The following is a 13,945-nucleotide window of genomic DNA, read 5'->3' as shown; positions in this document are numbered from 1 at the left end:
CGCCCGCCAACGCCGAGTGTGAAACACGCGACGCCTCAGCGGCGCGTCGCGTCGTCCGGTTCACACTCGGCGTGCGGCGCTAGTTCTCCACCAGCGCGGACGCCGCCCGCAGGTGTTCGATCGCGTCGTGCACGATCGACTCGATCAGCTCGGCGCACGACGGCAAGTCGTCGAGGATGCCGGCCACCTGCCCGGAGGCCAGCACCCCGGCCTCGGTGTTGCCCTCGACCAGCCCGGCTTTGAGCAGCATCGGCGTGTTGGCCGCCATCACCACCTGCGACCAGGTCAGTTCCTTGCCGTGGCGCATCGCCAGGCCGTCGCGGATCATCGACGCCCAGGTCATCTGGGACATTTTCTTGAACTTCGCCGCGTTACCCACCGCCGCCGCGAAACCCCTTACCGGAGAACCGCTTTCCAGCCTCTCTACCAGGCCGGTGCGCAACACCCGGTGCGGCATGCCGTCGACGCGCGTGGTGACCACGGTGCCGTCCAGCGCCGCCTCGAGGTAGCGCCGCTTGACCGCATCGGGCACGGTGGAATCCGAGGTGAGCAGGAAGCGGGTGCCCATCGCGACGCCGGCGGCGCCGTAGGACAACGCGGCGGCGAGTCCGCGGCCGTCGAAGAATCCGCCCGCCGCGATCACCGGGATCCCGGTGCCCTGCACGGCGTCGAGCACGGACGGTAGCAGCAGCGTGGTCGCGACGGGCCCGGTGTGCCCGCCGCCCTCGCCGCCCTGGACGATCATCGCGTCGGCGCCCCAGCCCGCGACCTTGCGCGCGTGTTTGGCTGCCCCGATCGACGGGATAACCACCGCCCCAGCCTCTTTCAGCCGGGCGATTAGCTCCTGCTTGGGCGCCAGGGCGAAGGACGCCACCTTCACGCCCTCGCGGATCATCAGCTCGACGCGATCGCCGGCGTCGGCGGCGTCGGCGCGGATGTTCACCCCGAACGGCTTGTCGGTCGCGGCCTTGACCTTGCCGATGGCCGTCGCCAACTCGCCCAGCGTCATCGTCGCCGAGGCCAGGATCCCCAGCCCGCCCGCATTCGCCGTGGCCGACACCAGCCGCGCGCCGGCCACCCAGCCCATCCCGGTTTGCACCACCGGGTGTTCGACACCGACCAGCTCGGTCAGCGGCGTGCGCAATCTCATGAACGTATCTCGCGGTCGCGCAATGCCTTCGGGTCGATCACCTCGCGGATCAGGCGCAGCTCGTCGTCGGTCGGCAGCCGGGTCTCCTCGGCCTCGTCGAGCCCGTCCACCCCGAACGACGTGTTCTCGCGGACCTCGTCGGGGCTCACGCCGGGATGCAGGGACACCGCCCGCATGGTGTGGTCGGGGCCGTCGAAGTCGAACACCCCCAGGTTGGACACCACCCGATACGGGTGGGCGAATCGGAACGCCGGGTTGTCGGCGTCGATCTTGTCCCAGCCGATGCCGCACACCACGTCGACGGTCTCGCAGAACACCCGCTTGGAGTGGTTGCCGACCCAGTAACTGGTCGAGTGGTTGATCGCGTTGCCGGGCGCGCCGCGCAGGCCGAACATCTGCCGGGTCGGGTGCTGCAGCGGGCCGAACGCCGAGATGTTCTGATTGCCAAAGCGGTCAACCTGATTGGCGCCCATCACCACGTGGCGGCGCCCCCAGGCCAGCGTCTCGAACACCCGGCCAAACGGCATCCAGCCTTCGACCGGCCCGGTCTTGCCCAGCGCCGGCGTGTCCGCCAGCAGCTGCGCCTCGCCGTCGGTCAGCAGGATGTCCGGCGAGAAGGTCAAGCGCGCCAGCCGGGCGCCGACGGCGGCCATGTTGGTCATCGGGCTGATCATGATTTCGCCGGCGTCCCTGAATAACTCGGCGCAAGCCACCGCGCAGACCTCGGCTCGGGTGCTGCTCACTTGGACGCCTCCTCTGCGAATGCGCGAACCGCCGCCTGGTAGTCGTCCTCGCCGCCGGACAGATAGGTCTGGACGAACTGCTGCCAGCCCTCCTCCGTGGAGGCGGCCTGGGCGTAGTGCCGCTGGAACTTCTCGTCGCGGCCGTAATCCGGTGCGGCGGTGGTGAAGTGGGCACCACCTGGAGCCTCCACCACCGCGTCGACCATCATCCGATTCACCAGCAGCGCCTGCGGGGGCACCGCCTTGACGAGCTCCTCGGTGGAGACGACGCGCTCCGCCGACAGGTAGCGCCGCTCGGCGGCCATCAAGAAGAGATCGTCGAAATAGGGGTCGATGCCGGTGTAGGCGGCATTGCCCTGGCTGTCACCGAGATTGAGGTGCACAAAGGCAGCGTCCAGGCGCAGGGCCGGCATGGCGAGCAGCGTCTCGTGCCCGCCGCCGGGCGCCGGGTAGGGGCTGGTCACCGTCCGCAGCTCGCCCTCCCAGAAGTCCGGGACCGAACTGCCCAGCCCGGCACGGATCGGCAGGAACGGCAGCCGCTGCGCCGCCGCCTGCAATCCGCAGCGCAGCATGCCCTCGTCCATCTCCCGGGCCTCGATGGCTCCGTCGGTGCGCGCCTTCGCGAACCACGGGTCGTAGAACGGGGCGGAGTCCAGCGACACAAATCCGTAGTAGACCCGCTTGACCTTGCCCGCCGAGCAGAGCAATCCCAGGTCGGGTCCGCCGTAGGTGACCACGGTCAAGTCCTTGACGTCGGTGCGCAGCATGGCGCGCACGAACGCCATGGGCTTGCGCCGCGATCCCCAGCCACCGATGCCGATCGTCATGCCGCTGCGCAGTTCCGAGACGGCCTCGTCCAGGGTGGTTCTCTTGTCGCTCACGCGTCCTTGCCCTTCTTGGTGCCGGCAAACGCATCGCGGTGCTCGTCGGAGACGCCGGCGAGGTTGAGCTCAAACGTAAAGCCTTGTTCCATGCGGTAACTCGAGTTGACCCGTTGCACGTCGATGAGATTGAGCGCCTCCTTGGCGGCGCGGATGACGCGCGTGTCCTTGGCGGCGATGTCGCGGGCCACCCGCAACGCGGCCTCGTCCAACTGCTCCCGCGGCACCACCTCGTGCACCGAGCCGAAGTGGTGCAGGGTGGCGGCATCCACGGTGGCGGCGGTGAAGAACAGCCGCCGCATCATGTGCTGCGGCACCAACCGCGACAGGTGGGTCGCGGCGCCGAGCGCGCCGCGTTCGACCTCGGGCAGGCCGAAGGTGGCGTCGTCGGAGGCCACGATGACATCGGAGTTGCCCACCACGCCGATGCCGCCGCCGACGCAGAACCCGTTCACCGCCGCAATCACCGGCACGGCGCATTCGTAGACCGCGCGGAACGCGGCGAAACACCCGCGGTTGGCGTCGATCAGGGCGCTGAACCCCTCGGTGCGCTGCATCTCCTTGATGTCCACGCCCGCGTTGAAGCCGCGGCCCTCGGCCCGCAGGATCACCGCGTGGGTATCGGGATTGGCGCCGGCCGCCGTGATCGCGTCGGCCAGTTCGAACCAGCCGCGCGACGGGATGGCGTTGACGGGCGGGTAGTCGACGGTGACCGCGACGATGCCCGGTTCGATGGTGGTGGAATTGATCGTCATTGCACTTCCTGGGTGGGCTGACTACCTAAGCAAGCACTTGCTTGGTACGCTAGCACAGTGACTCCCGCCGAAGCAGCCGACGGTATTAACCTGGGGCTGGACGGGCGGGTGGTCCTTGTTACCGGCGGTGTACGCGGCGTAGGTGCCGGCATCAGCTCGATTTTCGCCCAGCAGGGCGCGACCGTGATCGCCTGCGCGCGCCGGCCCGTCGAGGGCTTTGCCCATGAGTTCCACTCGTGCGACGTGCGCGACGAGGACGCCGTCAAGGCAATGGTCGACGCGATCGTCGACCGGCATGGCCGGCTCGACGTCGTCGTCAACAATGCCGGCGGTTCGCCGTACATGCTGACCGCGGAGTCCAGCGCGAAGTTCAACCGCAAGATCATCGAGCTCAACCTCATTGGGGCGCTGTGGGTTTCGCAGCACGCGAACGAGAAGATGCAGAACCAACCGCGCGGCGGGTCGATCATCAACATCTGCAGCCTCAGCGGCCGGCGGCCGTCCCCGGGTACCGGGGCGTACGGGGCGGCCAAGGCCGGCCTGGAAAGCCTCACCCAGACGTTGGCGGTCGAATGGGGGCCGAAGGTCCGGGTGAACGCCTGCGTGGTCGGGATGGTGGAGACCGAACAGTCGGAACTGTTTTATGGTGACGCCGACTCGATCGCCGCGATCTCGAAGAACGTGCCGCTGGGGCGGCTGGCCAAGCCGGAGGACGTCGGTTGGGCCACAGCGTTTTTGGCTTCGGGTGCGGCGTCCTACATCAGCGGTGCCGCGCTCGAGGTGCACGGCGGCGGCGAGCCGCCGCACTATCTGGCAGCAACGAACGCGAGCGCGATCAAGTAGAGGAGTCAGGAGCTATGGGTTTGGTTGACGGCCGTGTCGTCATCGTCACCGGGGCGGGCGGCGGTATCGGCCGCGCGCACGCGCTGGCCTTCGCGGCCGAAGGAGCGCGCGTGGTGGTCAACGACATCGGGGTGGGCCTGGACGGTTCGCCGGCGGGCGGCGGCAGCGCCGCGCAGGGCGTGGTCGACGAAATCACCGCTGCCGGTGGAGAAGCCGTCGCCAACGGATCCAACATCGCCGACTGGGACCAAGTGGCCGGCCTGATCCAGACCGCCGTCGACACGTTCGGCGGCCTCGACGTTGTGGTCAACAACGCCGGCATCGTCCGCGACCGGATGATGGCCAACACCAGCGAGGAAGAATTCGACGCCGTCATCGCCGTGCACCTCAAGGGCCACTTCGCCACGATGCGCCACGCCGCGTCGTATTGGCGGGGGCTGGCCAAAAGAGGCAAAGCACCGAAAGACATTGACGCGCGGATCATCAACACCAGTTCCGGGGCGGGCCTGCAGGGCAGCGTCGGGCAGGGCAATTACAGCGCCGCCAAGGCGGGCATCGCGGCGATGACGCTCGTGGGCGCGGCCGAAATGGGGCGGTACGGCGTGACCGTCAACGCCATCGCGCCGTCGGCCCGCACCCGCATGACCGAGACCGTGTTCGCCGAGATGATGGCAACGCAGGGCCAGGATTTCGACGCCATGGCGCCGGAGAACGTCTCGCCGCTGGTTGTCTGGCTCGGCAGCGCCGAGTCCCGCGACGTCACCGGCAAGGTGTTCGAGGTCGAGGGCGGCAAGATCCGCGTCGCCGAGGGCTGGGCGCACGGCCCGCAGATCGACAAGGGCGCCCGGTGGGATCCCGCCGAGCTGGGGCCCGTCGTCGCCGACCTGCTGGCCAAGGCGCGGCCGCCGGTTCCGGTCTACGGGGCCTAACGCGGCTCGCGCCGAACGTGCACTCAGGGCGATGTTTTCGGCGATTCTTCGCCACCAGTGCACGTTCGGCGTAGCGGTTCGCACACCACCAAGGGGATCACCCGATCCGCGGCCTCGCGGTACTTCCGGTAGCGCGGGTAGATCCGCGTCAGCGGCGGCCAGTACCGGTCGCGTTCGGCGTCGGTGGCGTCCCGGGCGACGAGCGACAGGCGCTGCGCGCGAATCTGCACCTGCACCTCGGGGTTCTCCTTGAGATTGCGGTACCACAGCGGGTTTTCGTCGCGCCCCCCGAAGGACGCCGGCAGGATCACCCGGTCACCGTCGCGCAGGTACAGGGTGGCGGTGGTTCGCGGCTCGTCCGTCTTGCGTCCCGTCGTAGTCAGCAGCGCCGCCGGGTACCGCAGCAGTTTCGCGCCGATCCTGCCGCCGGTCCGGAGATACACCCAAATATGGGCGCGCGCAAACCATTTGAGCAGCAGCGCTATTGACCGGGAATTGCGGATACGGTGTCGGCTCGACACCGTCAGGGGTCGCAGATGACGATCGGGATGGTCCGGTCGGTCCAGGACTGGTAGTCGTCGTAGGACGGGTACATGTCCACCAGTTGCGGCCAGTACCGGGCCCGCTCCTCGTCGGTCGCGTCGCGCGCGGTCAGGTCGAGCACCTCTTTTTTGATCTGCACCCGCACCTTGGGGTCGGCCTTCAGGTTCAGGTACCACATCGGGTTCTTCGAGGCGCCGCCCTTGGAGGCCGCGACGATCACCCGGTCGCCGTCGCGCAAGAAGTACAGCGGGCTGACGCGGGGCTCGCCGGTCTTGCGGCCGGTGGTGGTCAGCAGCGCGACGGGAATCTTCTGGAACGTGCCACCGAGGCCCTCGCCGCCGTTGCGGCGGTACATGAACGTGTTGAGGCGCGACATCCACTTGATCAGGAAGTCGGCGTATGGCGAGTCGTGAAACCGCGGGGGTGATTTCGGCATGACTGTGATCCTACGGCTGGTTCAGCGCTGGATGAATGGACGCAGCCTGGCCCTGATGTGGTGGATCAGCCCGTCGTCTTCCGGTATCACGAAGGCCTCGTCGACCCGGGACGCGACCCGCCGCCCGCCGAACGCGACCTTGGTCAGCACGTCGTACACCGCGCGCACTTCGTCGCCGGACACGGTGTACTGCGGCGGGGTGGTGGCCGCGATGATGCGGTATTGCGGCCCGCGATTGAGGCTGCGCCGCAGGTGATTTCCGGAGAACCCCGATTTGAGCCCCACCTCGATGCGGACGCAGTGCGGCGCGAACGGGACAGCGTCGGCGTCGTGGGTGACCAGCGCGTCGATGTACGCCTGGGCCGCCGCGATGCGGTCGGCCTCGGAGACCCCCACTAAATGCGCTCGATGATGGTGCCGGTGGACAGGGCGCCGCCCGCGCACATGGTGATCAGCGCGGTGCTCTGATCGGTGCGCTCCAGCTCGTGCAGCGCGGTGGTGATCAGCCGGCTGCCGGTGCTGCCCACCGGGTGTCCGAGCGCGATCGCGCCGCCGTTGACGTTGACCTTGGCCATGTCGGGTTCGTGCACCCGCGCCCAGGACAACACCACCGACGCGAAGGCCTCGTTGATCTCGGTGATGTCGATGTCGCCCATCTTCATCCCGGCCTTCTCCAGCACCTTCGCCGTCGACTGCACCGGGCCGTCGAGGTGGTAGTAGGGCTCGGCGCCGACGAGCGCCTGGCTGACGATCCGGGCCCGCGGCCGCAGCCCGAGCGCCTTGGCCTTGTCTTCGTCCATCCACAACACCGCCGCGGCGCCGTCGGAGATCTGCGACGAGGTGCCCGCCGTGTGGATCCCGCCCTCGATCACCGGCTTGAGCTGGCCCAGCCCCTCCAGCGTGGTGTCACGCAGGCCCTGGTCGCGGCCCACCATGTGGCGCTCGCTGGTGGGCTGCTTCTGCTCGTCAAGCACCGGCGCCTCGATCGGCGAGATTTCCCGGTCGAAACGCCCCTCCTCCCAGGCCCGCTTGGCGCGCAGCTGCGACTGGAAACCCCACGCGTCGATGTCCTCGCGGGTGATGCCGCGGCGCTTGGCGATGCGCTCGGCGGCGGTGAACTGGTCGGGCAGATCGATGTCCCACGACGCGGGCCGCAGGATGCTGCGGTCGGGGCCGGCGTTTGCGCCGAGCCCGACGCGGCTCATGGCCTCGATACCGCACGCGATGCCGATGTCGATGGCACCCGCCGCAATCAGGCCGGCGACCAGGCCGTTGGCCTGCTGGCTGCTGCCGCACTGGCAGTCCACGGTGGCGGCTCCGACGTGCTCCGGCAGGCCGGCGACGAGCCAGCTCACCCTGGTGATGTTGTTGGACTGTTCGCCGAACTGGGTCACGCAGCCGCCGATGACCTGCTCGACGTCGTTCGCGTCGATGCCGGCCTTCTCGACCACTGCCTTCTGCACCGCGCCCAGCAGCTCGGTGGCGTGTAGTCCTGACAGCCATCCATTGCGTTTGCCGATCGGGCTGCGGGTGGCTTCAACGATTACCGGGTTACCCATGGGGCCAGGCTAGAACACGTTTCATTACTATGACAAGCGACGATGCTCGAGCGCCTTTTTTCTGCGGTGGAGGCATGTTTTACTGGCAACAGAGCTCCACTAGGAGAGCTAGTGTCCTGGGATCGCCAGTCAGAGGCCAGTCGCCGGACCAGCATAGGGACCAGCAGTTAAAGGAGAAGTAGCGTGCCCAGCCCCAACCTTCCGCCCGGGTTCGATTTCACCGACCCCGACATCTACATCGAGCGGATCCCCGTCGAAGAATTTGCCGAGGTGCGCGCGACCGCGCCGATCTGGTGGAACGAACAGGCCCCGGGCAAGGGCGGCGGGTTCCACGACGGCGGCTTCTGGGCGATCACCAAGCTCGACGACGTCAAGGAGATCTCGCGGCGCAGCGACGTCTTCTCCAGCTACGAGAACTGCGTGATTCCGCGGTTCAACGACGACATCGCGCGTGAGGACATCGACCTTCAGCGGTACGTCATGCTGAACATGGACGCGCCGCACCACACCCGGCTGCGCAAGATCATCTCCCGCGGTTTCACGCCGCGCGCCATCGGACGCCTGCGCGACGACCTCAACGAACGCGCCCAGAACATCGCCAAGGTTGCGGCAGCCGCCGGCTCCGGCGACTTCGTCGAGCAGGTGGCCTGTGAGCTGCCACTGCAGGCGATCGCTGATCTGCTCGGGGTGCCGCAAGACGACCGCGACAAGCTTTTCCGCTGGTCCAATGAGATGACCGGCAGCGACGATCCCGAATACGCCGACATCGATGCCAAGGCGTCGTCGATGGAGGTGCTCACGTACGCCATGCAGATGGCTGCCCTGAAGGCCGAGAATCCCGGCGAGGACATCGTCACCACGCTGATCAACGCCGACATCGACGGTGAAAAGCTCTCCGACGACGAGTTCGGTTTCTTCGTGATGATGCTCGCGGTGGCCGGCAACGAGACCACCCGAAACTCCATCACGCAGGGGATGATGGCCTTCGCCGACTTCCCCGACCAGTGGGAGCTCTTCAAGAAGGAGCGCCCGGAGACCGCGGCCGACGAGATCGTCCGCTGGGCCACCCCCGTGACCTGCTTCCAGCGCACCGCGCTCGAGGACTACGAACTGTCCGGTGTGCAGATCAAGAAGGGCCAGCGGGTGGTGCTCTTCTACCGGTCGGCGAACTTCGACGAGGAAGTCTTCGACGATCCGTTCACCTTCAACATCCTCCGGGACCCCAACCCGCACGTCGGTTTCGGCGGCACCGGCGCGCACTACTGCATCGGCGCCAACCTGGCCAAGATGACGATCAGCCTGATCTTCAACGCCGTGGCCGATCACATGCCCGACCTGAAGCCGATCTCGGCGCCCGAGCGGCTGCGGTCCGGTTGGCTCAACGGCATCAAGCACTGGCAGGTCGACTACACCGGCAAGTGCCCGGTGAACCACTGATGGACTTCGACCTCACCGCCGAGCAGCAGGCGGTCGCCGACGTGGCGACGTCGGTGCTGGACCGGGATCTCTCGTGGGAGGCGCTGGTCAGCGGCGGCGTGACGGCGCTGCCGGTGCCGGAACGCCTCGGCGGTGACGGCGTGGGCCTGCCCGAGGTCGCCACGGTGCTGACCGAAGCCGGCCGCCATGGTGCGATCACGCCCGCGCTGGCCACGCTGGGGCTGGGCGTGGTACCGCTGCTGGACCTGGCCTCCGAGCAGCAACAGGACCGCTTCCTGGCCGGGGTCGCCAAGGGCGGCGTGTTGACCGCGGCGCTCAACGAGCCGGGTACCGCCTTGCCCGACCGGCCCGGGGTCGCGTTCGCCGACGGCCGGTTGTCGGGCACCAAACTCGGCGTCGGGTATGCCGAGCAAGCCGATTTGATGATCGTGACCGCCGACAGCGCCGTTGTGGTGGTGTCGCCCAAGGCCGACGGTGTGCGGCTGGTGCGCACCCCGGCGTCCAACGGCTCGGACGAGTACACGGTCACGTTCGACGGTGTGGCGGTGGGTGATTCGGACGTGTTGGCGGGTGCCTCGGCGCACCGGGTCAACCAGCTGGCGCTGGCTGCGATGGGCGCCTACGCCGACGGGCTGGTGGCCGGGGCGCTGCGCCTCACCGCCGACTACGTGGCCAACCGCAAGCAGTTCGGTAAGCCGCTGTCGACCTTCCAGACCGTGGCGGCGCAGCTGTCCGAGATTTACATCGCCTCGCGCACCATCGATCTGGCGGCCAAGTCGGTCGTCTGGCGGCTGTCGGAGGGACGGGATGCCGACGACGACGTGGACGTCCTCGGCTACTGGATTGCCTCGCAGGCACCGCCGGTGATGCAGCTCTGCCACCACCTGCACGGCGGGATGGGTATGGACATCACCTATCCCATGCACCGGTACTACTCCACGATCAAGGACCTGTCCCGGATACTGGGCGGGCCATCTCATCGCCTCGATCTGGTGGGAGCGCAATGTTCATAGAGCTGACCCCGGAGCAGCGTCAGCTGCAAGCCGAACTACGGGAATACTTTTCGAATCTGATCTCGACCGACGAGATGAAGGCGATGGAGCAGGACCGCCACAACGAGGCCTACCGCGCGGTGATCCGGCGGATGGGCCAGGACCGCAAGCTTGGGGTCGGGTGGCCAAAAGAATTCGGCGGCTTGGGCTTCGGGCCCATCGAACAATCGATCTTCGTCAACGAGGCGCATCGTGCCGACGTGCCACTGCCCGCGGTGACGTTGCAGACGGTCGGCCCGACCCTCCAGCAGTTCGGCAGCGAGGCGCAGAAGAAGAAGTTCCTACCGGCGATCCTGGCCGGCGAGGTCCACTTCGCGATCGGCTACACCGAGCCCGAGGCCGGTACCGACCTGGCTTCGTTGCGGACCACCGCCGTGCGCCAGGGCGACGAGTACATCGTCAACGGGCAGAAGATCTTCACCACCGGTGCGCACGACGCGGACTACATCTGGCTGGCCTGCCGCACTGACCCGGAAGCCATGAAGCACAAGGGCATTTCGATCCTGATCGTCGACACCAAGGATCCGGGCTACTCCTGGACGCCGATCATCCTGTCCGACGGCGCCCACCACACGAACGCCACCTACTACAACGACGTGCGGGTGCCCGTCGACATGCTGGTCGGCGAGGAGAACGGCGGATGGCGACTGATCACCACTCAGCTCAACAACGAGCGGGTGATGCTCGGCCCGGCGGGCCGCGTCGCCGGCATCTACGACCGGGTGCACGCCTGGGCGAGCAAGCCGGGCAGTGACGGTGTCACGCCGATCGATCACCACGACGTCAAGCGCGCGCTTGGTGAGATCCATGCGATGTGGCGGATCAACGAGTTGCTGAACTGGCAGGTGGCCGCCGCGGGCGAGGACATCAACGTGGCCGACGCCGCCTCGACGAAAGTATTTGGCACCGAGCGCATTCAATATATCGGTCGGCTTGCCGAGGAGATCGTCGGAAAGTACGGCAACCCCGCCGACGCGGATACCGCGGAGCTGCTCGACTGGCTTGACTCGCAAACCAAGCGGAACCTGGTCATCACCTTCGGCGGAGGCGTGAACGAAGTCATGCGTGAAATGATCGCGGCCGCCGGCCTCAAAGTGCCGAGGGTGCCGAGATGACGGACATTGCCGAAGCCGTCGCCGAGATCAAGGCGGCCGGCGACCCGAAGCCGCGCGCCGGCCGTGATCCGGTGAATCGCCCGATGATCAACAACTGGGTGGAGGCCATCGGCGACCGCAACCCGATCTACGTCGACGAGGCCGCGGCCCGCGCGGTCGGTCACCCCGGAATTGTCGCGCCACCGGCCATGATTCAGGTGTGGACGATGTTCGGACTCGGCGGGGATCGCCCGAAGGACGACCCGATGGGCCCCATGATGAAGCTGTTCGACGACGCCGGCTACATCGGCGTGGTCGCCACCAACTGCGAGCAGACCTACCACCGCTATCTCCAACCCGGCGAGCAGGTCAGCATCACCTCCGAGATGGGTGACGTGGTCGGCCCCAAGCAGACCGGTCTGGGCGAGGGCTATTTCATCAACCAGCACATCATCTGGCGGGTCGGTGACGAGGATGTCGCCGAAATGAACTGGCGCATCCTCAAGTTCAAGCCCCGGGAAGCGGCACCGTCCCCGGTGCCCGCCGACCTGGACGCTGACGCCATGATGCGTCCCTCCTCGTCGCGGGACACCGCGTTCTTCTGGGAGGGCGTCAAGGCGCACGAACTGCGCATCCAACGCCGTCCCGACGGCAGCCTGCAGCACCCGCCGGTGCCGGCGGTGTGGCAGGACAAGGCCGCTCCGATCGATTACGCGGTGGCCAGCGGTCGCGGCACGGTGTTCAGCTTTGTGGTGCACCACGCTCCCAAGGTGCCCGGTCGCACGCTGCCCTTCGTCATCGCCTTGGTCGAGCTCGACGAGGGCGTGCGCATGCTGGGCGAGCTGCGCGGGATCGACCCCGCCGAGGTGAAGATCGGATTGCCGGTGCGCGCAACGTATATCGACTTCCCGGCCGGCGACAGCGGACCGGAATGGACCCTCTACGCCTGGGAGCCTGACGCATGAGCGCGCCGGTGATCGAGGTGGGCACCCAGCTGCCCGAGCTGAAACTGCACGGCGACCCCACGTTCATCATCTCGACGGCGCTGGCCACCCGGGACTTCCAGGACGTGCACCACGACCGTGACCTCGCGCAGGCCAAGGGGTCGAAGGACATCTTCGTCAACATCCTTACCGACACCGGGCTGGTGCAGCGCTACGTCACCGACTGGGCGGGGCCGTCGGCGCTGATCAAGTCGATCGGGCTGCGGCTGGGGGTGCCGTGGTATGCGTACGACACGGTGACGTTCTCCGGTGAGGTCACCGCCGTGGAGGATGGCCTGATCACCGTAAAGGTGGTGGGCAGCAACAGCCTTGGCGATCATGTCATCGCGACGGCCACGCTGACGGTGGGGGACGCCTGATGCTCTCGGGTAAAGCGGCGATCGTCGGAATCGGGGCCACCGACTTCTCGAAGGACTCCGGCCGAAGCGAGCTGCGGTTGGCGGCCGAGGCCGTCCTGGATGCGTTGGACGATGCGGGCCTGAGTCCGGCCGACGTCGACGGCATGGTCACGTTCACGATGGACTCCAACACCGAGGTGGCCATCGCGCGGGCGACGGGCATCGGGGAGCTGAAGTTCTTCTCCAAGATCCACCACGGCGGCGGCGCTGCGTGCGCCACCGTCCAGCAGGCGGCCATCGCGGTGGCAACCGGTGTGGCTGATTGCGTCGTCGCATACCGTGCTTTCAACGAGCGCTCGGGTCAGCGGTTCGGCCAGGTGCAGATGCGGTTGGTGGAGAACGCCGACTCGACCGGTGTCGACAACTCCTTCGTGTATCCGCATGGGTTGTCTACGCCTGCCGCGCAGGTGGCGATGATCGCCCAGCGCTACATGCACCTGTCGGGAGCAACGAGCAGAGACTTCGGCGCCATCTCGGTGGCCGACCGCAAACATGCCGCCACAAACCCGAAGGCGTACTTCTACGAGAAGCCGATCACGATCGAGGACCACCAGAACTCGCGGTGGATCGCCGAACCGCTGAGGCTGCTGGACTGCTGCCAGGAGACGGACGGCGGTGTCGCGCTTGTCATTACATCAGCGGAGCGCGCGAAGGATCTCAAGCATCGGCCCGCCGTCATCGACGCGGCCGCGCAGGGGTCGAGCCCCGATCAGTATTCGATGGTCAGCTACTACCGGCCCGAGCTCGGCCTGCCCGAGATGGGTGTCGTGGGTCGGCAGCTCTGGGGGCAGTCGGGTTTGCAGCCTTCTGACATTCAGACCGCGATTCTGTATGACCACTTCACGCCGTTCACGCTGATTCAGTTGGAGGAGTTGGGGTTCTGCGGTCGCGGCGAGGCCAAGGACTTCATCGCCGACGGCGCGATCGAGGTGGGCGGCAGGCTGCCGATCAACACGCACGGCGGCCAGCTCGGGGAGGCTTACATCCACGGCATGAACGGGATCGCCGAGGGCGTGCGGCAGCTGCGCGGCACCTCGGTGAACCCGGTGCCCGACGTCGAGCACGTGTTGGTCACGGCCGGCACGGGTGTGCCGACGTCGGGACTGATCCTGGGGTAGGCA

General features: G+C 67.4%; 16 protein-coding genes. 8 read left to right on the top strand and 8 right to left on the bottom strand.

The genetic code is table 11. The features are described 5' to 3' along the window. Window positions 1-79: 79 nt before the first annotated feature. Genes ipdC through echA20 form a run of 4 tightly spaced genes read right to left on the bottom strand, consistent with a single transcriptional unit; the run spans window position 80 to window position 3,529 of the window. On the bottom strand, window positions 80-1,150 hold the full coding sequence (gene ipdC, locus A5787_RS15710) for a (3aS,4S,5R,7aS)-5-hydroxy-7a-methyl-1-oxo-octahydro-1H-indene-4-carboxyl-CoA dehydrogenase (protein WP_066968537.1): 1,071 nt from the start codon (window positions 1,148-1,150) through the stop codon (window positions 80-82). Then, a complete protein-coding gene (gene ipdB, locus A5787_RS15705; protein ID WP_066968535.1) occupies window positions 1,147-1,893 on the bottom strand; it encodes a cholesterol ring-cleaving hydrolase subunit IpdB in 747 nt (248 codons plus the stop codon). Before ipdB ends, ipdC begins: the two co-directional genes overlap by 4 nt. Continuing rightward, window positions 1,890-2,774 carry a cholesterol ring-cleaving hydrolase subunit IpdA gene (ipdA, locus tag A5787_RS15700; RefSeq protein ID WP_066968533.1) on the bottom strand — a complete coding sequence of 295 codons (885 nt, stop codon included), beginning with the start codon at window positions 2,772-2,774 and terminating at the stop codon, window positions 1,890-1,892. Before ipdA ends, ipdB begins: the two co-directional genes overlap by 4 nt. Then, window positions 2,771-3,529 (bottom strand): (7aS)-7a-methyl-1,5-dioxo-2,3,5,6,7,7a-hexahydro-1H-indene-carboxyl-CoA hydrolase, encoded by a 759-nt coding sequence (gene echA20, locus A5787_RS15695; protein WP_066968531.1) that lies wholly within the window; start codon window positions 3,527-3,529, stop codon window positions 2,771-2,773. The genes ipdA and echA20 overlap by 4 nt, the downstream gene beginning before the upstream one ends. Window positions 3,530-3,613: 84 nt before the next feature. On the opposite strand from echA20, the gene A5787_RS15690 reads away from it, so the two are divergent. Together A5787_RS15690 and A5787_RS15685 are read left to right on the top strand one after the other, a co-directional pair. Next, on the top strand, window positions 3,614-4,372 hold the full coding sequence (locus A5787_RS15690) for an SDR family oxidoreductase (RefSeq protein WP_066968601.1): 759 nt from the start codon (window positions 3,614-3,616) through the stop codon (window positions 4,370-4,372). A 14-nt stretch (window positions 4,373-4,386) separates the two neighbouring features. Further along, on the top strand, window positions 4,387-5,301 hold the full coding sequence (locus A5787_RS15685) for an SDR family oxidoreductase (protein ID WP_066968529.1): 915 nt from the start codon (window positions 4,387-4,389) through the stop codon (window positions 5,299-5,301). A 23-nt stretch (window positions 5,302-5,324) separates the two neighbouring features. Here the strand turns inward: A5787_RS15685 and A5787_RS15680 are convergent, their stop codons facing one another. The 4 genes from A5787_RS15680 to A5787_RS15665 are packed head-to-tail and all read right to left on the bottom strand — an operon-like array spanning window position 5,325 to window position 7,839. Next, the gene (locus A5787_RS15680) at window positions 5,325-5,822 is read right to left on the bottom strand and encodes a nitroreductase family deazaflavin-dependent oxidoreductase (protein WP_066968527.1); all 498 of its coding nucleotides are present in this window, start codon (window positions 5,820-5,822) and stop codon (window positions 5,325-5,327) included. A 2-nt stretch (window positions 5,823-5,824) separates the two neighbouring features. Beyond that, window positions 5,825-6,280 (bottom strand): nitroreductase family deazaflavin-dependent oxidoreductase, encoded by a 456-nt coding sequence (locus A5787_RS15675; protein WP_066968525.1) that lies wholly within the window; start codon window positions 6,278-6,280, stop codon window positions 5,825-5,827. A gap of 21 nt (window positions 6,281-6,301) precedes the next feature. Next, window positions 6,302-6,676, bottom strand: a complete 375-nt coding sequence (locus A5787_RS15670) for a hypothetical protein (protein ID WP_066968523.1) — start codon at window positions 6,674-6,676, stop codon at window positions 6,302-6,304. Continuing rightward, complete coding sequence (locus A5787_RS15665; protein ID WP_066968521.1) at window positions 6,676-7,839, bottom strand: steroid 3-ketoacyl-CoA thiolase; 1,164 nt, start codon at window positions 7,837-7,839, stop codon at window positions 6,676-6,678. Before A5787_RS15665 ends, A5787_RS15670 begins: the two co-directional genes overlap by 1 nt. Window positions 7,840-8,022: 183 nt before the next feature. Between A5787_RS15665 and A5787_RS15660 the strand changes: the two genes are divergently transcribed. The 6 genes from A5787_RS15660 to A5787_RS15635 are packed head-to-tail and all read left to right on the top strand — an operon-like array spanning window position 8,023 to window position 13,942. Next, window positions 8,023-9,276, top strand: coding sequence for a cytochrome P450 (locus tag A5787_RS15660; RefSeq protein ID WP_066968519.1), 1,254 nt, complete (start codon window positions 8,023-8,025; stop codon window positions 9,274-9,276). Beyond that, window positions 9,276-10,289 carry an acyl-CoA dehydrogenase family protein gene (locus tag A5787_RS15655; protein ID WP_066968517.1) on the top strand — a complete coding sequence of 338 codons (1,014 nt, stop codon included), beginning with the start codon at window positions 9,276-9,278 and terminating at the stop codon, window positions 10,287-10,289. Before A5787_RS15660 ends, A5787_RS15655 begins: the two co-directional genes overlap by 1 nt. After that, entirely contained in the window at window positions 10,280-11,443 is a 1,164-nt protein-coding gene (fadE29, locus tag A5787_RS15650; RefSeq protein ID WP_066968515.1) for an acyl-CoA dehydrogenase FadE29, read from the top strand. The genes A5787_RS15655 and fadE29 overlap by 10 nt, the downstream gene beginning before the upstream one ends. Then, window positions 11,440-12,387: a bifunctional MaoC family dehydratase N-terminal/OB-fold nucleic acid binding domain-containing protein gene (locus tag A5787_RS15645; RefSeq protein ID WP_066968513.1), complete on the top strand. Its 948-nt coding sequence runs from the start codon at window positions 11,440-11,442 to the stop codon at window positions 12,385-12,387. Before fadE29 ends, A5787_RS15645 begins: the two co-directional genes overlap by 4 nt. Further along, on the top strand, window positions 12,384-12,785 hold the full coding sequence (locus A5787_RS15640; RefSeq protein ID WP_066968511.1) for a MaoC family dehydratase: 402 nt from the start codon (window positions 12,384-12,386) through the stop codon (window positions 12,783-12,785). Before A5787_RS15645 ends, A5787_RS15640 begins: the two co-directional genes overlap by 4 nt. Continuing rightward, window positions 12,785-13,942 (top strand): lipid-transfer protein, encoded by a 1,158-nt coding sequence (locus A5787_RS15635; protein WP_066968509.1) that lies wholly within the window; start codon window positions 12,785-12,787, stop codon window positions 13,940-13,942. Before A5787_RS15640 ends, A5787_RS15635 begins: the two co-directional genes overlap by 1 nt. The last annotated feature ends 3 nt before the right edge of the window (window positions 13,943-13,945 follow it).

The sequence above is a fragment of the Mycobacterium sp. 852002-50816_SCH5313054-b genome, from assembly GCF_001667185.1.
Lineage (GTDB): Bacteria > Actinomycetota > Actinomycetes > Mycobacteriales > Mycobacteriaceae > Mycobacterium.
The sequence above is the reverse complement of the archived record's forward strand: the minus strand, read 5'-3'. Positions and strand labels throughout refer to the sequence as shown.